The following is a 19,628-nucleotide window of genomic DNA, read 5'->3' on the forward strand; positions in this document are numbered from 1 at the left end:
CCTGCGCCCGGTGTCCGGCACCCTTCAGGCTTCGCCCAACTCATGGATGGAGGCCAAGGCATGCTGGATGCCAATCAGGCGCATATCACCCTCGCCATTCCTGCGGTCGAGAACGACCTGCAGGTTCTGAGCTTCGAGGGGCGCGAAACGCTCAACAAGCCCTACCGCTTCGAAATCGAACTGGTCAGCCAGAGCGCCGAACTCGATCTTGACGCTCTGATCAACCAGACCGCCTACCTGGCCTTCGGCCCCTCCGGCAAAGGTGTGCACGGTGTGGTCTACGCCATCGAGCAAGGCGACTCGGGCAAGCGCCTGACGCGCTACCGCATCAGCCTGCGCCCACAACTCGCCTACCTGGCCCATCGCTACAACCAGCGCATCTTCCAGCACCTGACGGTGCCGCAGATCATCGGGCAGATCCTCGAAGACCACGGCATCCAGAGCGACGCCTATCAATTCCAGCTCGGTTACATCTACCCCGAGCGCGACTACTGCGTGCAGTACGACGAAAGCGACCTGCACTTCATTCAGCGCCTGTGCGAGGAAGAAGGCATCAGCTTCCACTTCCAGCACAGCGAAGACAGCCATCGCCTGGTGTTTGGCGACGACGCCAGCGTCTTCCCCAAGCTCGATCCGCTGAATTACCAGCAAGACAGCGGCCTTTCCGCTGACAACGAAGTGGTACGCGCCTTCGGCGTGCGCCTGGAAACCCGCAGCACCCAGGCCACCTGGCGCGACTATGACTTCGAGCAGCCCAAGCTGCAGATGGAGGCGGACTACCGCAGCGAATTCACCCCGGCATTGGAGGTGTATGACTACCCCGGCCGCTTCACCGACCGCACGCGCGGCAAGCACCTGGCCAAGCGCAGCCTGGAGCGACTGCGCAGTGACTACGAACTGGCCAAAGGCCAGAGCGACGCCTACCTGATCTGCGGCCACTTCCTCGCCCTGGCCGGGCACCCGCGAAAGCAGTGGAATGACCTCTGGCTACTGGGTGAAGTCATCCACGAAGGCAAGCAGCCACAGGTGCTGGAAGAGTCGGTGACCAGCAATGCCAAAGCCAGCGACGGCTTCCAGCAAGGTTACCGCAACCGCTTCACCGCTACGCCTTGGGACATTCCCTACCGCCCTGCTCTCGAACACCCCAAGCCCAAGGTACTCGGTAGCCAGACCGCCGTCGTCACGGGCCCGGCCGGCGAGGAAATCCACTGCGACCAGTACGGCCGGGTGAAAGTGCAGTTCCACTGGGATCGCGAAGGCCTGGGCAACGACACCACCAGTTGCTGGCTGCGCGTAGCCTCCAACTGGGCCGGCGATGCCTATGGCGGTGTGGCCATCCCACGGGTGGGTATGGAAGTGCTGGTCACCTTCCTCGAAGGCGACCCCGACCAGCCCCTGATCACCGGCTGCCTCTACCACGCCGAGCATGTGGTGCCCTACGACCTGCCGGCGAACAAGACCCGCAGCCTGTTCAAGACCCTGAGCAGCCCCGGTGGTGGCGGCTACAACGAGTTCCGTATCGAAGACCGCAAGGGCGCCGAACAGATCTACATCCACGCCCAGCGTGACTGGGACGAGAACATCGAGAACAACCAGAAGATCCGCGTCGGCAACGAGCGCCACGACACCGTCGAAGCCACCACCCACACCGAACTGCGCGCCGAGGAACACCGCACCACCGACCTCGACCGCAAGGTGGAACTGCGCAGCAACGACCACCTCACCGTTGGTACTACTCAGCACGTGAAAGTCGGTACCGGCCTGTTCATCGAAGCTGGCAACGAAATCCACTACAACGCCGGCAGCAAGGTAGTAATCGACGCAGGCATGGAACTCACTGCCGCAGGCGGCGGCAGCTTCCTCAAGCTCGACCCGAGTGGTGTCACGCTCAGTGGGGCGAATATCAAGATGAACTCGGGGGGCGCGCCGGGAAGTGGAGCGGGAGCCAAACCGATATTGCCTGGCGAAATCAAACCGGCGGATGCGGATAAGGCCGGGCAGAAAACTCAACTCGCACTGGCAAGTACTCAACTATTGATTGCTCGCAAGGCTCGTGAAGTAGCGGCCACCTTTTGCCCAATTTGCGAGGCATGCCGTGCGGGAGCATGCGCACTGCCGCCCCCTATATGAAGGCAGCAGTCAAACAATGAACGCGGCCAGGGAAAATAACCTGAGCGAACATCAGCCCGTATAGTTTGTTGGATCTGGGCTAAGCAATACCTTACTCAAGGAATGCTGGGCACAGCATACTCGTAAATACCCCTGGAACCTGGGTTCAACAACCAGGCGTCCAGGGGCATCAATCAGCGCATTTTACAACCTACTTCACAACTGTCAGATGCCTTACCGGAGCAGACCACTCTGCGCTAGTAGCCCCTCAGTTTTCTGTCAGGAATGGGGGGTGACATCAAGAGTGCCGCGCGGCTTACTCACATTCGATGCCATGAGACGGCTATCCCCTACCAGCTGCGGAATCATGGCTATCTGCACCAACTCTGTATTTTCAGGGTGACTCATCCAACGTTCCAGGCTCGCCTGTAATGTTTCCGCACTAGCTGCACTACCGTATACATCTGCCAGAGTCAGTCTCCTGTCACGCAAGGTTGCCAGCCTTTGCCGCGTGGTATCCAGACGTTGCAATTCGGCAGAGAGGGCACGCCGCAATGCCTCGTTCTCCTCCTTGATCTGTTCTGCATGACGACTGGTAGGGTTATACCCACGCCCCCTGCTCGCTTCAGCCAACCTCTGCTTCATATCCACCAAAGCATTATCGATCCAGCTGAACTCACGCTCGGTGATCAACGTCTGTCCGGTTTCTTCGGTCTGCTGCCAACGGCGCAGGGTCGCCCAGGCATTGGGGATATAGGCACCGACCATGGAATGATCGCCAGCCTGACCGATCTGCCGCAGGAACGAAGCCCGGCTGGGCATATCGCCGTTCTTGTCCACCATACGGGTGCAGGCCGCCTCTTCGATGGACTGGCACCCAGGAGCCCAAAGAATCGACGACAGCTCCCTTCCCTCGAAGGACGCCGGCATAAAGTGCTGTAGCTCACCATGATGCTGATAGGGCTTGCCGCCCACTCGCACCAGGCCAATGACAATCGCCAGCAGGCCAAGTACCGGATTGCTGAAAACCTTGATCGCGCCGGTAAAGAAGACGCTGCGCCGCACATTCATCCAGGGCGCCGGCACGCTGGGCACAGGATCGTTATTGTTGACCATGCGATGGTGAGCCAGGGCACTTGCCCCCTCGATCAAGGCCGCGTCACCAGCACGCGGGGCACCGTAGGTGTAGAGCAGGATGTCGTACTCACGCTCTTTATTACGACGTAATGCCTCGGCCAGCAGGAAGGCGATAGCCCCTCCCAGACTATGGCCACAGATAATCACCTTCTGTCCGGTATGAAACTGATCAAGATAATCCTGAATGAAACCCTTGATCGCCAGATACCCCTCGTAAAATCCCCGATGCGCCTTGCCCCCTCCCTCGAAGGGCACCTGCAACGCATCCGCATCGCGCCAACCATCGAACAGGGTTTCCCAGAGGCTTACGTTACCAGTGCCCCGTACAGCGATCAGGATCACTTCATCATGATGACTGATAAAAGCCTGGGTATCGGTATTACCGCGTCCAAAGTTGAAGAAATGCCGATTACCGGGGTGCTCCTGCTCCTCACCCAAGTCAGGGCTGTTCTGCTCGTACAGCGTCGGGTCGAAAGGCAGGATTTCGAAGCGTTTCGAGTACGCAACGTTCTCGTAGAGAGGGAAGTAACGCTTGCTCTGCCCCTTGTCGACTCTCCAGCCTTCCTCTGCATTGGCCAGCGCCTCACCGAACAGGTTGCCGAAGCTCGGCGATAGCGGAAAGCTCACACTGTCCACTGGACGGCTCTCTGGCACCTGGCCGAAGTCGTTGTAGCTCATGGTGGCCATCAGCGCGAGCTGATAGAGATTCAGAGCACTGAAGCGATTGTCACGGGACAATATGGGTCGCAGGGCGCGTAGCGGGCGAACTTCCAGCACATGGTGCTTGTTCGGCAGCAAACCAACCCCTTTGAGCGGTGTTTTCCCAGGCTCGCCAGTGATCTTTGCAAGCCCAGGGCTAGGCGGGTAGAAGCGCTTGACCACCGGCGGAAGATGGGCAGCATGTTCGACCAAGTCGCGCACCTCTACCTGGATGAACACATCGGCACGAGATTGTGCGGGGTTATGCTCGCGGCGGTAGCCGTCCTTATGGAAAAACAGGGTTTGCTCGGCACGGACTTGTAGATCGGTAATGGGGAGCTTGTAACTGGGCCGCGACATTAACCAACGATATGATTTATCATTCCCAGAATAACCTCCTCTCAAAGTAAGTATCACGGAGCCACGAGAACAGTTTTCTATTTTGGCAAAACCTTCGGTATTCAGAACCCCCTCATAGATCTGCCCTGCACTATCGGTTACTTCATAAGCTAGCCCTGCATATGGCTGACCATCACCGAACTCATCGACTAGTTGAAAGCTGACCCAATGCCCTTGCAAGGGGCAAGCCTGCATACGGCCACTGAAAAAAGGTTGTTCCTGTTCATCCATGGTTTTATGTGGCGTCATGCCTGATCTCCTTATTCTTCAGTACAACCTGGATAGATGGTGCACTCACGACCGCCGGTCATTCTGAAAGATTTAAAGTCGGTGGTATTACCACGACAGAATCCGTACTGATCATCTAGTCCATCCCCCATGCAACGTTTCCAGCCATTGGGAAATTTGACCCAGTTATCATCGACCGCCGGTTTTTCCTCTGCCGCCAACCCAATCACCAACCTAACCGTCTGGCCAGCCAACTGATCACGTTGCAACGCCCCGCCCGGCAAACGCTTGAGCACCTGTCCCTGTTCGTCCAGGCCACGGCATTGAAGGATCTTTGCGATATAACGTTGGGGGCCGACGGTACGAAACAACCACGTACACTGCCCACGCAAAACCTTTTCGCCGCTTGCAGGCATGCCAGAGTAGCCCGCTGGCAACTCATCCCGGAAGGACAGGCTGGCAAAGTCCGAATGGGAGTTCACCTGGTTGGGGCGATCCTCACGCCACTTGCCACGCAGATCGATCCGCATACTGTTCAGCACCAACGCACAGCCGCCGACACGGGCTGTGAGCGGCACCTGGAACTCCACCCGATGAGCCTCAGGCCGGTAGTCCGTCTCGAAATACTTGCGATCCGGAGCTCGCGGGCTACCTGTACCAGGCACCGTGCAGTCCTGCCCCGCCGCCGGTGCATAGTAGGCATCGCCGCTAAACTTGAAGTTTGCCGGCAGATCGGCTTGCAAAGTGAAGTGCTCACTTTGCAAGACCGAGCAACCACTGATCACAAGTAGGCCAGCCAACAGTGCGAAGAAACGTGATGTTCCCGAGATTGAGGAGTTACGCTGATGATCACTACGAAACATTTGTCCCACTTCCTCCTTGGTTATATAAGACTTCATGACCTGATTTCCTTATTCGGTGCAGTTGGGATAGACGGTGCACGTTCTCCCGTCCGGCATCTTGAAGTCAGTGAAGGTAGGCGGTGCTTGGCAACGAAACGACTCCTTAGTTTCAAGGCAAGGTTTCCAGCCAGAACTCGTTTTCAACCATGATCGGCCGAAATATGGTCTTTCCTCCTGCGCCAGCCCGATTACCAGCCTGACCGTCTGGCCTGCCAGCTGCTCACGCTGCAAGGCCCCTCCCGGCAAACGCTTGAGCACCTGTCCCTGATCATCCAAACCACGGCACTGGAGAACTTTCACGATATAACGCTGAGAGCCAGCAGTACGAAACAACCATGTACATTGACCCGGAAACACCTTTTCGCCGCTCGTCGGCATGCTAGAGGAGTCCGCCGGAAGCCCATCACGGAAGGACAGACTGGCGTAGTCACCGCCAATATCTAGGCGTCGCTCCCCCCATTTTCCCTCCAGATCGATCCGCATACTACTCAACACCAGCGCACAGCCGCCGGCACGTGCCGTGAGCGGCACCTGGAACTCAACACGATGCGCCTCCGGCTGATAGTCCGTATCGAAATACTTGCGATCCGACGCCAGCGAGCTGCCCGCCCCCGGTGAGGCGCAGTTCTGTCCTTGGGCCGGTGCGTAATAAGCATCGCCGCTGAATTTGAAGTTGGCGGGCAGATCGGCCTGCAGAGTGAAGCGTTCACCCGGCAACGCCAAGCAACCACCCAGGGCCAGCAGACCGGCACAAAGAGCCGCGCCACTTAATCGCGGCGAGACTTCATACTGATCCTGCATCGCCCTTCGATACACCATCCATCTACACCCCAGCTATTGGTTAACCAGTGCATCCACTGGCAACAGCGCCGTATCAATCACGATATCTGCTGGCAACGACACAACAGTCAAGACGGGGCAAACTATCGTGAACCAACAGATCACCGCATGAGGATTTCCACTGCCACTACCAGCGCTGCTGAAGCCCAGCAACATCAGATCGCCGTGCGTGCCCTTGTAATAATCCACATAGCGTTCGCCGCTAGTTGCCTCAGACGATCTGGCGAACAATGTTCCGCATCCGTTCAAGATCGGGAGCAGTATCAAGACAAAAGCCAGCGTTAATAATTTCTTCATTCACCGATCCTTGTGCACATTTATTTGAGCGAAGCCTACAGATAACTCAGCTCTACGCATCTCCACGCCAAAATTTCAGCTCATCGCGAAGGCGCTCGAAATGGGCTTGCGAGGTTTCTCCGATGTTGGGCTGCCATTTTTCCGGCAGCCTGTTATCCGGCGCATACAAGCTCTGGGTGATCAACAAATGCAACTGTTCAGGTGCATTCCAACCCCATGTTCGAGCCTGTGATAGTTGCTCTTTCAACCAGTTACTCGGCTCATAGGCCAGGGCCAACTGGCTATACGCTTCCGTATGTTCAGCCACCAGATAACGGTGCAGGTTGTCCTGCAATATCAATGCATTGGTTTCGTTATCCGGCAGATTCAACCAGGCGGGTTCGGCAGGGACAGGGTGGTCACCTGGGGCGGGGTTGCCCTGCACCATCCACTGCGAGCCTTGCCAGCAGCAGAGGCTGGCAATTGGCCCCAGATAACCGGGAAGCTCATTGGCCTGCAGATGGCTGAGTGCCCTGGCAAGAATGCGGTTGTCATGAAAGCGATATAGCGCTTGCTGCGGCCGCTGCCCGACAACCAATCGATCACGCCAATGCTTTACCAGTCCGTCCAGCGCACTTGTTTCAGTACTAGCAAGCCATCCCCAATTACTCTCCGGCGAATCGATCAGGGAATCAACCGCGGGGTCATTGGAGGAATTGAGCTGGAAAATAGCAGGCCCGACATCTGCCAATTCGGCTACAGGGGTATCTATATAAAGAGGGACATACTGATGACTATGCACTGATCTGAGCAAAGCCTGGCGTGCCTCACTCAGGGCATCACAATCAAGAAACAAGTAGAGTTGGCGCCCTAAATCCAACTGCTCATACATCCATTGTCGAGCAATGCTAACATCCACCAAGTGTGATCTCCCTATCTTTACCGTATTTTCATACAGCGTTCCATGCAACAGAACCTGGGCTTTCGTGCCAAAGCCTCTGCGATATCAGCCCAGCCATATAACTCGCAAACCTGAGAGTCTACCCTACACCTGCGTGAGCAAAATATTGCGCACTTCGCTTACACGTCATGTTTGTCGCAGCCTCCAAGCAGCCCCAAGCCAATCATCACAAAATATGTCAAACCCAGCTCATCTACCTTGTAACCGAACTATCTGAAGTAGTATTGAGGCCAACCGATCTCAGCTCGTCCAAGAATGTTGATATTGGCGGAATTTCTAAAATTTTTACGGGCCGCTGTCACATTACCTACCAGAGCTCACTCTCCTCATACCGCTGAGCATTCTTACTCCTCAACCATTAACTGCTGGTTAGATGGCGCCACTCCTCTTTTCTCGATAAAGCCTGCGCTATGCTAATGCCGCTTTCTGATGACCGAGACCGTCACCATGAACATCGGCCAAGCCGCCAAACACACCGGCCTTAGCGCCAAGATGATTCGCTACTATGAGTCCATCAACCTGCTGCCCCATGCTGGACGCTCGGAGAGTGGCTATCGGCAGTACAGCGCGGGCGATCTGCACCGCCTGGCCTTTATCAAGCGGGCGCGGGATCTGGGGTTTTCTCTGGAAGAGGTCGGCAAGCTGCTGGCCTTGTGGCAGGACAAGCAGCGCGCCAGTGCCGATGTGAAGGCGCTGGCCGAGGGGCATATCGCCGAGTTAGAACGCAAGATCGCCGAGATGAGTGCGCTGCGCGATACGTTGGTGGAGCTGGCGGCCAGTTGTCAGGGTGACAACCGGCCGGACTGTCCGATCCTGAAAGGGCTTGAACAGGGTGTAGGCTGCGGCGAGCCGATGTGTTCGCATCGCAGTAAAGACACCCCGTAGCCCGGATGCAATCCGGGGATGCAAACGCATCCCCGGATTTCACCGTTCACAGGTGCGCACAGTGCACCCTACGGATCGGAGCCCTCGGCAAATACCTGATCAGCGCATCCAGGGCGGGATCGGTTCGGCGTCCTTGGGTTCGTCTTCGGCGTTGAGCAGGGCCTGCTTCTTCGCTTCCTCGGCCAGCGCGGCCTTGATCTCGCGCATCACCGCGTCGATATCGGCGGCGTCTTCAGGCTCGGCGAACTCACCGGTCAACTGCGTATCCGGCAGCAGTTTGCCGGCCTCGTAGAGCGCCCACATTTCCTTGGCGTATTTGGTGAACCTCAATTCGGGTGCAAATTGACCGAAGTACTCGGCCATGTTGCGCACATCCCGCTCGAGCATGCTGAATGCGTGGTTGTTGGCAGCCGCATCCACGGCTTGTGGCAGATCGATGATCACTGGGCCTTCAGGGCCGAGCAGCACGTTGAACTCGGACAGGTCACCATGCACCAGGCCGGCGCAGAGCATCTTGACGATTTCCTGGATCATGAAGGCGTGGAACTCACGCGCGTCATCCGGGTGCAGGTCGACGTCATTGAGCCGTGGCGCAACGTCACCCTCACCGTCACCCACCAGTTCCATCAGCAATACGCCATCGAGAAAGTCATAGGGTTTGGGCACTCGCACGCCAGCGCTCGCCAAGCGGAACAGTGCGGCGACTTCGGCATTCTGCCAGGCCTGCTCCTGTTCCTTGCGGCCGTACTTGCTGCCCTTGGCCATGGCGCGAGCCTGACGGCTACCGCGCACCTTGCGCCCTTCCTGATACTCGGACGCCTGGCGGAAACTACGTTTGTTGGCCTCCTTGTAGACCTTGGCGCAACGCAGCTCGTCGCCGCAGCGCACCACATAGACCGCTGCTTCCTTGCCGCTCATCAGCGGCCGCAGCACCTCGTCCACCAGGCCGTCCTCGACCAGGGGTTCAATACGTTTGGGCGTCTTCATCGGTGTGGATCACGGGTCCTTTCTGGCCGAGAGAATAATTGCGGCCCATCGTCGCACAGCCTGAGGCGGATGCCGACTGTTGATCGTCATGCACTGACCAGATGACGCCTGAGCGCCTCGATGGCGTAGCGCACCTTTGCCGGTTGCGCATCGCGCCGCGGCGTCACGATATGCAGGCCGATCGGTTCCAGTTGCCAGTCCGGCAGCAACGGCAGCAGCTCACCGCTGGCCAACAGATCACGGACTTCCGGCTCAGGCTGCAACGACACGCCCATACCCGCCAGAGTGAACTGGCGCGCCGCAAGAATGTTGTTGCAGCTGATGCGCGTCTCCAGACGCAGGCGTTGCTGCGCCCCGGCAGGGCCATGCAGCGTCAGATGCTGGCTGCGCTCGAGGTGCAGGCCGATCCAGTCCAGTTTCAGCAGTTGCTGCGGCTCGCTGGGCCAGCCGGCACGTGCCAGATAGGCCGGAGCAGCGCATAACAACATCCGCCAATCCGCCACGTAACGGGCGACCAGGCCGGAGTCCTCCTGACGGCCGACGCGAATGGCGAGGTCGATGCGTGATTCGATCAGATCGATCTGCTCATCCTGAAAGAACAGGCTCAGACTCAGCCCTGGATGAGCGCTGAGCAGCGGCGCCAACGCCTCGCACAGCAGTGGCCCGGAAAATCCGACCGGCGCGGCGACACGCAACTCCCCCACCGGTGCATCGCGCTGCTCGGCCAGACGCTGCTCGGCCTGCTGCGCCAACTCGACGATCTGTCGGCAGCTCTCGTAAAAAGTCGCCCCCGCCTCGGTCAGGGTCAGCTTGCGCGTCGTGCGGTGCAGCAACGTGACGCCCGTGGCCTCCTCCAGTCGACGGATCTGCTGGCTGACGGCGGAAGCCGTCATGTCCAGCGCTTCGGCAGCACCGACCATCGACCCCTTTGCAACCACCGTGGCGAACAGCGCCATGCGCTTGAGCTGTTCCATTATGAAGCTCTACTTAATTATTCAAGTGCATAAGGCCACTTTTTCTCGTGTTTATCCAGCAGCAATGATGTGTACACCGTCACTATTAGAGGTTTCCCCATGAAGATCGCTCTGATCGGCGCCACTGGCTATGTCGGCGCGCCATTGCTGCAGGAAGCACTGAACCGCGGCCATCAGGTCACGGCACTGGTACGCCACCCGCAAAAACTGATCGCACACCCTCAGTTGACTGCCGTGCAGGCAGACGTGCACGACAGCGTAGCGCTGGCCGAACAGCTACGTGGACATGACGTGGTTATTAGCGCCTTCAACCCTGGCTGGGGTATTGCGGATATTCGCGAGCAGTTCATCGCCGGCAGCCGGGCGATCATTGCCGCCAGCAAGCTGGCCGGCGTCAAGCGCCTGCTGGTGGTCGGTGGCGCCGGCAGTCTGTACGTTGCCCCCGGCGTGCAATTGATCGATACGCCGGACTTTCCAGCCGAGTACAAGGAAGGCGCCGAAGGCGCGCGCCAGGCGCTGGAAATCCTGCGCGGCGAGCAAGAGCTGGAATGGACTTTTCTCTCGCCAGCGGCCCTGCTGGTTCCGGGCCCACGCACCGGCAAGTTTCGCCTCGGCCAGGACGAGTTGCTGATGAATGGCGATGAGCCCGGCAGTATCTCGGTTGCCGACCTGGCCGTGGCGCTGATCGACGAAGCAGAGCAGCCACAACATATCCGTCAACGCTTCACCCTGGCTTACTGAGCCTTGCCGCGCCCTACTGCGGTAGGGCTTGGCGTGAATCACACGAAAAAGGAACTCCCATGCGTACATTCAGCAGCAGCGCCTTCGTCGCTACCGATACCCCGGCTCGCTACATCAGCCGACTGTGCAAGCACTTCGCGCACAAGATTCCGGTCAGCTTCGACGAACAGCAGGGGCGTATCGAGTTCACCTCTGGCCTGGCCACCTTGAAGGCAGAAAGTCAGGGACTGCGTCTGCAGGTGGAAAGTGCAAGCAGCGATGACCTGCAACGTCTGCAGGGCGTTGTCGGCAGCCACTTCGAACGCTTCGCCTGGCAGGAAGAACTGACCCTGGACTGGCAGCCTGATTAGGCGTTCAGAGCGCATCCAGGCGGGCACGCAAACGGCGCAACACCGCTAACGACTCGGGGTTGTCGCCATGCACGCAAAGGCTGTCAGCTCGCAGGAGCAGTGGCTTGCCATCGATATCATCGAAGGCTTCGCCACTGGCGATGGCCAACGCCTGACTCAGGATACGCTCAGGATCCTGGTGCACTGCGGCACTGAGCCGGCGCGGAGCCAGTTGCCCATCGGCCAGATAGGCCCGATCCGCGAAGGCCTCGAACATCAGCGGAACATCGGCCTCATCGGCCAGGCGCAGTTCCCGATCATTGTCAGCAAGCGCCAACACCATCAGCGGCAGCCCCTTGCGGTAACTCGCACAAGCATCGAGCACCGCTCGCAGTAGCGCATCGTCACGCACCAGATCGTTATACAGCGCACCGTGCGGTTTGACGTATGCCAGTTGGCAGCCGGCTGAACGACAGAAGGCATCCAGAGCGCCTATCTGGTACAGCACCAGAGCGCGAACCTCCTCCGGCGAACACTGCAGATGGCGCCTGCCGAAACCTTGCAAATCGGGATAGGAGGGATGCGCGCCCACGCTCACGCCGTGCGCTACGGCCAGCTCGACGCTACGCGCCATGATCAGCGGGTCACCCGCATGGAAACCACAGGCCAGGTTGGCCTGATCGATCAGCGGCATGGCCAGTTCATCATCGCCCATGCGCCAGGCACCAAAGCCTTCGCCCATGTCGCAGTTGAGAAGAATACGGTTCATGCCGGCAGCTTAGAGCGCCCGGCAAGCATCCGCAAAGCTCTACTCACATTCGAGAATTAATCGCATTTACAAAATTTACACCTACCTGCAGCCCAGTCACTGCGGGCTCTCCAGCCATATGGCACAGGTTTCAATATCATCCGCAATTGAACCTTATATGCAAATCACTATCATCCCGGCCGTTCGCAACCGTTCCGACTGCACCCTCTTACCGCCAGGAGTAGATCGATGTCCGCCCTCAATTCCCGCACCGCCTTGGCTAGCGCCATTGCCTTGGCCGCCAGTTTTGGCGCCCAGGCCAACGAGCCCATCGCCCTCGGCGACGTGGTTGTCAGTGCCTCCGGCTTCGAGCAGAAGATCACCGAAGCCCCCGCTAGCATCAGCGTAATCAGCCGTGAGGAACTGCAGCAGAAGCGCTACAGCAACCTGGGCCAAGCACTGGAAGACGTGGAAGGTATCGATGTACGCCAGGGCACCGGTAAGACCGGTGGCCTGAATATCAGCATCCGGGGGTTGCCCAGCGACTACACCCTGATCCTGATCGACGGTCGCCGCCAGAATACTGCGGGTAACGTGACCCCCAACGGCTTCAACGAGACCGCGACCAGCTTCATGCCCCCCATGTCGGCCATCGAACGGATCGAGGTGATCCGCGGTCCGATGTCGACCCTGTATGGTTCTGATGCCATGGGCGGCGTAGTCAACATCATCACCCGCAAGGTAGCCAAGGAATGGGGGGCGAGCCTGAGCCTGGATCACACCTTCCAGGAGGACCGCGACTACGGCGAAGCCAGCAGCACCAGCCTCTACGCCAGCGGCCCACTGATCGAAGGCTTGCTGGGACTGGCGGTGCGCGGCAGCCTGTATGACCGGGGTGAATCGGATCTGCAGTTCGACAACGACAGCACTGTCAGCAAGCGCGGTGCATCGCCGGTCGAAGGACGCAATACCACCTTCGGCACCCGTCTGACCCTGACGCCGAACGAAGATCATGATTTTGCGCTGGACTTCGAGCGCGGCCGCCAGGTCTATAACAACGACGACTGCCAACTCGGCAACCTCGATGGCAAGAATGGCGGCAGTGCCACCGATGGCTGTACCACCAACGCGCCGCTGCGGGCCAATGGCTACAAGGACGAGCTGCGCTTCGAACGCGATCAATTCGCTCTCAGCCACACCGGGCGTTTCAGCCTGGGCACCCTGGAAAGCAGCATCACTCACAACACCACGGAAACCTTCGGCCGTACCATTCCAGGTACGCCAATCGGCAATGCCTATACCGGTTTCCCCTCTATCGTGATTGGCGATGATCGCAAGCTGAAGTCCACCGATCTGATCGTCGACACCAAATTCATCGCTCCGCTGGGTGAGTCGCACATCGCGACCGTCGGTGCTCAGTGGTGGGACGCCAAGGTTACCGATGGCATCGCCGATGAAGACTTCCAACAAACCTCTTGGGCGCTTTTCGCAGAAGACGAGTGGCGTCTGCGTGACGACCTGGCACTGACGCTGGGCGCTCGCTACGAGGATCATGAAGCCTTCGGCGGACATGTAAGCCCACGTGCCTACCTGGTCTGGAACACCACCGACACCTGGACACTCAAGGGCGGTGTGAGCCGCGGCTACAAGACCCCGACGCTCAACCAGCTGCACGATGGCATCAATGGCGTGACTGGCCAAGGCGCGACCATCACCATCGGCAGCCCGGATCTCGATCCGGAAATCACCACTAATACCGAGATTGGCGCGTATTACGACAACCTCACAGACTTCAATGCCAACGTCACCCTGTTCCATAACAAGTTCAAGGACAAGATCGACGACGGCACGCCGCTGGCCAACTGTTTCTACACAGCGAATCCGAACCAGCCGGGCTGCGTCAGCTATGGCTCGGGCTTCACTCAGGAGAACTTTGCCCAAAGCGTGAACATCGGCGAAGCCGTCACCAAGGGTGTGGAAGTCGCAGGGCGCTGGGAATTCGCTCCGGCCTGGGCACTGGCTCTCAACTACACATATACCGACAGCGAGCAGAAGAGCGGTATCAACAAGGGTGCCCCACTGACCAATACCCCGGAGCACATGGCCCATGCACGCCTGAGTTGGGCTGCCAACGATCGCCTCACGCTGTGGTTCAAGGGTGAGTACCGCGGTGAGCGTTCCCGCTTCACCGACCGCTATGAGAATCTGACGGCTGCCAACAGGGCCTTGTATGACGCAGCCGGCGATCTGAAAGCCTATGAAGTCTTCCACCTTGGTGGCTCGTTCAAGGCCTCGAAGAACGTGACGCTCAGCGCCACGATCTACAACCTGTTCGACAAGGACTTCACCAGCGGCAGCTACTACACCACCAACACAGGCACCACTGGCTGGGCTTCCGACTACACACAGATCGGGCAGTCGACCACCGGTACCATCGAGGAAGGTCGCCGTCTCTGGCTATCCACGGTCATCGAATTCTGATCCGACGTAGCTAATACAAAACGCCAGCCTTCGGGCTGGCGTTCTGCTTTCTAGCGCCTGCCGACCTTGCAGGTGGGACTCCGCGTCACTGCACGCATAAGCGACAGGTCATCGCATCGTCAGCCATAGCCGACTCGACAAAGCGCGGATATTGGCCATGCGAGATAACGGCTCTCTAGCGAACCACAGGCCGCCAGATCACATCCGGGCCGATGCTGGCCAGATCGGCGCATCCGGTCAGGGCCATGGCCACTTCCAGTTCGGCGCGCAGCAGTTGCAGTACATGCGCGACACCGACGGCTCCCGCAGCAGCCAGAGCAAACACATAGGGCCTACCGACCAACACCGCATCCGCGCCCAAAGCCAGCGCCTTGAGAATGTCGCTGCCCCGACGAATGCCGCCATCGAGTAACAACGGCACCCTCCCCTGCACTGCCGCGGCCACTTCTGGCAGCACATCGATGGTTGCCGGCATGCCATCCAGGGTGCGACCGCCATGGTTGGAAACGATCACGCCATCCATCCCCGCTGCCAGAGCTTGCTCGGCGTCAACGCCACTCATGATGCCCTTGAGCAGGATCGGCAAGCGCGTCTGTGCACGCAGCCAAGCCAGGTCGGCCCAGGTCGGCGCTGCGGCCAATAGCGGGCCACCCAGCAGCAGGCTGCGGCTCTGTGGGTCAGCCTGGGCCTGCAACGGCCGCATGCCCCGCAAGTTGACCGCCTCGATACCCGCAGGCAGGGCAAAGCCCGCGCGTTGCTCGCGGTTGCGCACGCCGTTGACCGGCGCGTCCACCGTCAGCACAAGTGCCTGATAGCCCGCACGCTCCGCGCGACGGATCAGCTCGACCGTGAAATCACGATCAGGCTGGATATACAGCTGGAACCACAACGTCGACTGGGCCTGCGCGGCGATGGCCTCCAACTCGACGCTGGCCTGGGTGCTGACCACCATCCCGGCCCCCAGCGCAGAGGCGGCCAGGACGCTGGCCAGTTCGCCCTCGGGATGGGCGAGCTGCTGATAGGCCACAGGGGCGAGAAAGATCGGATGAGCGAAGTCCTGACCGAACAGGCGCAGGCGCGTGTTGCCACCACTGAGATCCTGCAGCACCCGGCCGCGCAGACGCAGACGCTCGAATGCCGCCCGGTTGTCCGCCAGGGTCAGCTCATCGGCAGCGCCACCGGCGAGGTAGGCCCAGGCCTGCTCGCTCATACGCTCACGGGCATAAGGCTCGTAGTCGGCGACGGCAGCGATGGTCGACGGAATCTGCTGCAGCGTGGGCAAGGGCATGGCATTTCTCGGCGCGTTGGTGCGTGGGAGGTATCGTTGAATTCATGCCCCGGCTCGTACAGGGCCACAAGGCAAGCACTCAGGTCTGCGACCATTGCCGCAGCAGGTTGTGGTAGATCCCGGTCAGGCGTACCAGCTCAGGACTATCCGGCACCTGCTGACGCAGCGCCTGGATGCTGTCATCGAGTTCCAGCAACACGCCACGCTGGTCATCCTGGCGCACCAGGCTCTGCACCCAGAAAAACGAAGCCAGACGTGCACCGCGGGTCACCGGTTCGACCCGATGCAGACTGCCGCTGGAATAAAGGATCAGGTGCCCGGCGGGCAATTTGATGCGTGTGTCCTGCACCACCAGTTCGCCACCTTCGTACTCATCCGGCTCGCTGAAGAACAAGGTGGCCGAGAGATCAGCACGAATCCGATGCGGCGTGCCTGGCACGCTGAATACGGCGTTGTCGATATGGTCACCGTAAGTGCCGCCCCCGGTGTAACGGTTGAAGCGCGGCGGCACTACTTTCAGGGGTAACGCTGCGGCCATGAAACGCGGGTGCTGGGCCAAGCGCGCAAGAATGAAATCCCCCAGTTGCTGGGTCAGAGGATCATCCTGAGCCAGTTGCTGATTAGCCTTGACGTTCACTGCCTGATGTCCGGCCGTTAGCCGGCCATCCTGCCAGTTGCCGCTCTCCAGCGCCGTGCGGCACTGCTGCAGTTGTTCGGCGCTCAGCACGTCGGGAATGCTCAGCATCATATTCAGGGGTTCTCCAGGGCCAGTCGCCGTTGCGAATGATTCTAAAGGGCCGTGGCGCTCGGACAGAAGCCCGAGATGCACTCACTGCCAACAACGCAACACCGAATAACGGACGTTACACACAAAGCCAAGCCGGGTCGGCAGTTTCGTGTTTCGATTAAACCCAGGCGGTCGATGGTTAAAGCCCACCCGACAATGCCTCGAACGCTTCGGGCGAGCCAGGCAACAGGTGAATGAAAACGCCCCGGCTGCCTTACAGCCGGGGCGCTTGTGCACTCGATTCCACTTAGAAGCGGAAGTTGGTGCTCAGCGTGAAGGTACGCGGGTCACCCAGCAGTGCACGACGGCCCTGCCAGTTGGCCGAACTGACGTACTCCTCGTTGGTGAGGTTGTCGACGTTCAGGCTGACATCCACATTGGCATTGACCTCGTAGCTGGCCATGGCAGCGAAGGTGGTGTAGCTCGGCACACGACCGTAGCGACCATTGGCAACGATACGCTCGACGTCATCCGGACGCCCCAGGTAGGACGAGCCAACATGTTGCGCGCCCAGCCCGAGGGTCAGGCCGACCGGCAGACGGTAGGTCGTCCACAGGTTGCCGGATACCTTGGGTGTGAAGGCCAGCTCATCGCCATCGGTGCGCAGTTCGGTACCGTAGTCGCCGCCATTGGCACGACGACGGACGTCATCCAGGTAGGCGCTGTGCTTGCGCTCGCTGTCCATGAAGACGATGCCGGCGAAGACATCCCAGTTCTCGGTGATCTTGCCGCTGGCCCCCAGCTCCAGGCCTTTGACCACCTGCTCGCCGTAGCCCTTGAGCGTGGCCGGGCCGGTTTGGCCGACGTCCAGCCCGGTGATCGCCACCTTCTTCTTCACCGTGTAGAACAGCGCAGCTGTGGTGGACAGGCGGCTGTCGAAGAAGTCCCACTTGGTGCCGATCTCGTAGTTGTGCGCACGCACCGGATCGGCGCCCTTGATCAGCGCCGGCAGGCCCTGGTCGGTACGCGAGATATCCGAGTTGGACAGGTACGAGCCCGGCGGTTGAGTGGATACACCGTAGGCCGCGTAGACGCTGCCGTTGGGCAGCGGCTTGTACACCACGCCCAGCTTGCCGCCGAGGCTCAGCTCGGTGTCGTCGAAGTCGTCACCCGGTGCGGCACCGCCGGCCAGGCGTTTGTTGCTGATGCTCGCCTCGTACTGCTCCAGGCGCAGACCACCGGTCAGCTGCCACTGCGGGTTGATCTCGATGGTGTCGTAGACGTAGAGCGCGGCTGTATCCACATCCACTTTGGTGCGATCACGCGGTGCCAGTGCTGCCGGCACGCTGCGCTCCCAGTCCGGGTCGAACACGTCGACCAGACCCGGCAACGTCTGCGACGCGAAGCCCAGCGACTCGGACTTCTCGCGGCTCAGCTCCAGGCCCGCCGAGAGGTTATGACGCAGACCTCCGGTGCTGAACTGGGTGGAAAAATTGGTGAGGTTGCTCAGCGAGGTGTTGACGCGGTCGTACTGCTGACGCTGCACGTTGACCAACGCGGCATTGGCGTTGTTGTCGTCATCCAGCACATGGGTGTAACGCGCCTGGCGGTCGACACGCGCCCAGCGGGTCTGGTTGCTGATCGTCGCCCCCGAAGCTAGGTCATGCTCGATACGGAACATCAGCGCATCGCTGGTGGTGTCATCGAAGTCGGACTTGAGGCCGAAGTACTTGTCGCGATCTGCCGACCACACCGACGGATCGAACGGCGTATTGGCGCCCTTGAGCTTGTCACGCAGGGTCACACCGGCTACGCCCAGATCCGGGCGGTCGTTCATCTCGACGTGTTCGTAGGCGAAGATGGTACGCGTATCGGTACCCAGGCCGAAGGCGACCGACGGCGCGATGCCCCAGCTGTTCTTCTCGGCATGTTCACGGCCTGCGACACCGCTGTCCTCGACTAGCAGGTTGAGGCGAAAGGCCGCGTGATCGTTGATCAACTGATTGGTATCGACGGTGGCGCGCCGACGCGGCTCGGAATCGTACTGGTCGAAACCGAAGCTGGCACCACCAGCAATGAAGCTTTCCAGAGTCGGGGTCTTGGTCACCTGATTGACGTAACCACCCGCACCGCCGCGGCCATTGTCGGCTGCCGGGCCCTTGAATACCTCGACCTGTTCGACGTTGAACACATCACGGGTATAGCTGCCGTTGTCACGGGCGCCGTCGATGAACAGGCTGCCACTGGTGTTGAAACCGCGCAGGCTGAAGTTGTTGGTGCCGGTAGCAAAACCGTTTTCCCCGGCCTCGAAGCTGATACCGGGGGTGTTCTTCAGCACATCGGTCAATGTCCGGGCGTTCTGCTGACGGAACAGGGTCTCTGGAATGATGTTGACCGTCTGCGGCGTATCGAGCAGGGCGGCGGTCTGCTTCGGCGAGGACGCCTTGTCGACCTTGAAGCCTTTGTCCTGTTGCCCCTGGACGGTGATGTCATCCAGTTCGACTGACGACTCCTGGGCCACGGCGAAGCCGGACAACAGGGCCAGACTGACAGCCGAAGCCAACAGACGACGCGGTGGGAGGGCGGCACGCTTGTTATCGTTTTTGCTCACGAGAATCACTCCTGATTGAGACTGCGCGCGATAGTAAATGAGACTTAGTCTTAATCAATCTTTACGAATGATTTACATGAACTTCTTTGTAACAAAAATGTCAGCGCTCTCTCCTGGCAACCAGCGAAGCGCTCTAGAGCGGCAACTCGGCCATCACTATGGAGGGCGTATAGAAATCGGGCGCCAGAAATGAAAACGCCCACACAAGGTGGGCGTTCTTCATGCAACATCCGGGGGACGAGCCCGCAACGCTCAAAGAGGGCCACGGGGCAGCTATCGGGCGGTGCGCACGGCGCACCCTACACA

At 59.6% G+C, this 19,628-nt stretch carries 16 protein-coding genes; 5 read left to right on the forward strand and 11 right to left on the reverse strand.

All coding sequences use genetic code 11. From position 1 onward, the window contains the following. Positions 1-60 precede the first annotated feature (60 nt). On the forward strand, positions 61-2,130 hold the full coding sequence (locus HS968_RS20995) for a type VI secretion system Vgr family protein (RefSeq protein WP_182368533.1): 2,070 nt from the start codon (positions 61-63) through the stop codon (positions 2,128-2,130). 258 nt (positions 2,131-2,388) lie between these two features. Here the strand turns inward: HS968_RS20995 and HS968_RS21000 are convergent, their stop codons facing one another. The 5 genes from HS968_RS21000 to HS968_RS21020 are packed head-to-tail and all read right to left on the reverse strand — an operon-like array spanning position 2,389 to position 7,482. After that, positions 2,389-4,593 carry a lipase family protein gene (locus HS968_RS21000; RefSeq protein WP_238338868.1) on the reverse strand — a complete coding sequence of 735 codons (2,205 nt, stop codon included), beginning with the start codon at positions 4,591-4,593 and terminating at the stop codon, positions 2,389-2,391. A gap of 11 nt (positions 4,594-4,604) precedes the next feature. Beyond that, positions 4,605-5,471, reverse strand: a complete 867-nt coding sequence (locus HS968_RS21005; RefSeq protein WP_238338869.1) for a hypothetical protein — start codon at positions 5,469-5,471, stop codon at positions 4,605-4,607. A gap of 12 nt (positions 5,472-5,483) precedes the next feature. Then, entirely contained in the window at positions 5,484-6,275 is a 792-nt protein-coding gene (locus tag HS968_RS21010) for a hypothetical protein (protein WP_182368535.1), read from the reverse strand. Between the two features lie 33 nt (positions 6,276-6,308). Continuing rightward, positions 6,309-6,611, reverse strand: a complete 303-nt coding sequence (locus HS968_RS21015) for a YceK/YidQ family lipoprotein (RefSeq protein ID WP_182368536.1) — start codon at positions 6,609-6,611, stop codon at positions 6,309-6,311. Positions 6,612-6,663: 52 nt separating this feature from the next. Beyond that, a complete protein-coding gene (locus tag HS968_RS21020; protein ID WP_182368537.1) occupies positions 6,664-7,482 on the reverse strand; it encodes a DUF4123 domain-containing protein in 819 nt (272 codons plus the stop codon). 516 nt (positions 7,483-7,998) lie between these two features. Here HS968_RS21020 and cueR point away from each other — a divergent pair. Continuing rightward, the gene (gene cueR, locus HS968_RS21025) at positions 7,999-8,436 is read left to right on the forward strand and encodes a Cu(I)-responsive transcriptional regulator (RefSeq protein ID WP_182371666.1); all 438 of its coding nucleotides are present in this window, start codon (positions 7,999-8,001) and stop codon (positions 8,434-8,436) included. Between the two features lie 99 nt (positions 8,437-8,535). Here the strand turns inward: cueR and HS968_RS21030 are convergent, their stop codons facing one another. Together HS968_RS21030 and HS968_RS21035 are read right to left on the reverse strand one after the other, a co-directional pair. Beyond that, the gene (locus tag HS968_RS21030) at positions 8,536-9,423 is read right to left on the reverse strand and encodes a PA4780 family RIO1-like protein kinase (RefSeq protein WP_182368538.1); all 888 of its coding nucleotides are present in this window, start codon (positions 9,421-9,423) and stop codon (positions 8,536-8,538) included. Positions 9,424-9,509: 86 nt separating this feature from the next. After that, a complete protein-coding gene (locus HS968_RS21035; RefSeq protein WP_182368539.1) occupies positions 9,510-10,397 on the reverse strand; it encodes a LysR family transcriptional regulator in 888 nt (295 codons plus the stop codon). A gap of 99 nt (positions 10,398-10,496) precedes the next feature. Here HS968_RS21035 and HS968_RS21040 point away from each other — a divergent pair, with 99 nt between their 5' ends. Together HS968_RS21040 and HS968_RS21045 are read left to right on the forward strand one after the other, a co-directional pair. After that, positions 10,497-11,138, forward strand: a complete 642-nt coding sequence (locus HS968_RS21040; protein ID WP_182368540.1) for an NAD(P)-dependent oxidoreductase — start codon at positions 10,497-10,499, stop codon at positions 11,136-11,138. Between the two features lie 59 nt (positions 11,139-11,197). After that, positions 11,198-11,488: a DUF2218 domain-containing protein gene (locus HS968_RS21045; protein ID WP_182368541.1), complete on the forward strand. Its 291-nt coding sequence runs from the start codon at positions 11,198-11,200 to the stop codon at positions 11,486-11,488. Between the two features lie 4 nt (positions 11,489-11,492). Here HS968_RS21045 and HS968_RS21050 read toward each other — a convergent pair whose 3' ends face one another. Further along, the gene (locus tag HS968_RS21050) at positions 11,493-12,236 is read right to left on the reverse strand and encodes a 5-oxoprolinase subunit PxpA (RefSeq protein WP_182368542.1); all 744 of its coding nucleotides are present in this window, start codon (positions 12,234-12,236) and stop codon (positions 11,493-11,495) included. 228 nt (positions 12,237-12,464) lie between these two features. Between HS968_RS21050 and HS968_RS21055 the strand changes: the two genes are divergently transcribed. Continuing rightward, positions 12,465-14,696 (forward strand): TonB-dependent receptor domain-containing protein, encoded by a 2,232-nt coding sequence (locus tag HS968_RS21055; RefSeq protein ID WP_182368543.1) that lies wholly within the window; start codon positions 12,465-12,467, stop codon positions 14,694-14,696. 175 nt (positions 14,697-14,871) lie between these two features. Here HS968_RS21055 and HS968_RS21060 read toward each other — a convergent pair whose 3' ends face one another. The 3 genes from HS968_RS21060 to HS968_RS21070 form a co-directional block, all read right to left on the reverse strand. Continuing rightward, a complete protein-coding gene (locus HS968_RS21060; RefSeq protein WP_182368544.1) occupies positions 14,872-15,984 on the reverse strand; it encodes an alpha-hydroxy acid oxidase in 1,113 nt (370 codons plus the stop codon). Positions 15,985-16,063: 79 nt separating this feature from the next. After that, positions 16,064-16,732, reverse strand: coding sequence for a Fe2+-dependent dioxygenase (locus HS968_RS21065; protein ID WP_182368545.1), 669 nt, complete (start codon positions 16,730-16,732; stop codon positions 16,064-16,066). 286 nt (positions 16,733-17,018) lie between these two features. Beyond that, the gene (locus tag HS968_RS21070) at positions 17,019-19,322 is read right to left on the reverse strand and encodes a TonB-dependent receptor (RefSeq protein ID WP_182368547.1); all 2,304 of its coding nucleotides are present in this window, start codon (positions 19,320-19,322) and stop codon (positions 17,019-17,021) included. Positions 19,323-19,628: the final 306 nt, after the last annotated feature.

It is taken from the genome of Pseudomonas berkeleyensis, assembly GCF_014109765.1.
Taxonomy (GTDB): domain Bacteria; phylum Pseudomonadota; class Gammaproteobacteria; order Pseudomonadales; family Pseudomonadaceae; genus Aquipseudomonas; species Aquipseudomonas berkeleyensis.

What these genes read in the sequence shown, in the direction of transcription:
- HS968_RS20995 (WP_182368533.1), top strand. Translation starts at nt 61, where the DNA reads ATGCTGGATGCCAATCAGGCGCATATCACCCTCGCCATTCCTGCGGTC.
- HS968_RS21000 (WP_238338868.1), bottom strand. Translation starts at nt 4,593, where the DNA reads ATGACGCCACATAAAACCATGGATGAACAGGAACAACCTTTTTTCAGT.
- HS968_RS21005 (WP_238338869.1), bottom strand. Translation starts at nt 5,471, where the DNA reads ATGAAGTCTTATATAACCAAGGAGGAAGTGGGACAAATGTTTCGTAGT.
- HS968_RS21010 (WP_182368535.1), bottom strand. Translation starts at nt 6,275, where the DNA reads ATGCAGGATCAGTATGAAGTCTCGCCGCGATTAAGTGGCGCGGCTCTT.
- HS968_RS21015 (WP_182368536.1), bottom strand. Translation starts at nt 6,611, where the DNA reads ATGAAGAAATTATTAACGCTGGCTTTTGTCTTGATACTGCTCCCGATC.
- HS968_RS21020 (WP_182368537.1), bottom strand. Translation starts at nt 7,482, where the DNA reads ATGTATGAGCAGTTGGATTTAGGGCGCCAACTCTACTTGTTTCTTGAT.
- cueR (WP_182371666.1), top strand. Translation starts at nt 7,999, where the DNA reads ATGAACATCGGCCAAGCCGCCAAACACACCGGCCTTAGCGCCAAGATG.
- HS968_RS21030 (WP_182368538.1), bottom strand. Translation starts at nt 9,423, where the DNA reads ATGAAGACGCCCAAACGTATTGAACCCCTGGTCGAGGACGGCCTGGTG.
- HS968_RS21035 (WP_182368539.1), bottom strand. Translation starts at nt 10,397, where the DNA reads ATGGAACAGCTCAAGCGCATGGCGCTGTTCGCCACGGTGGTTGCAAAG.
- HS968_RS21040 (WP_182368540.1), top strand. Translation starts at nt 10,497, where the DNA reads ATGAAGATCGCTCTGATCGGCGCCACTGGCTATGTCGGCGCGCCATTG.
- HS968_RS21045 (WP_182368541.1), top strand. Translation starts at nt 11,198, where the DNA reads ATGCGTACATTCAGCAGCAGCGCCTTCGTCGCTACCGATACCCCGGCT.
- HS968_RS21050 (WP_182368542.1), bottom strand. Translation starts at nt 12,236, where the DNA reads ATGAACCGTATTCTTCTCAACTGCGACATGGGCGAAGGCTTTGGTGCC.
- HS968_RS21055 (WP_182368543.1), top strand. Translation starts at nt 12,465, where the DNA reads ATGTCCGCCCTCAATTCCCGCACCGCCTTGGCTAGCGCCATTGCCTTG.
- HS968_RS21060 (WP_182368544.1), bottom strand. Translation starts at nt 15,984, where the DNA reads ATGCCCTTGCCCACGCTGCAGCAGATTCCGTCGACCATCGCTGCCGTC.
- HS968_RS21065 (WP_182368545.1), bottom strand. Translation starts at nt 16,732, where the DNA reads ATGATGCTGAGCATTCCCGACGTGCTGAGCGCCGAACAACTGCAGCAG.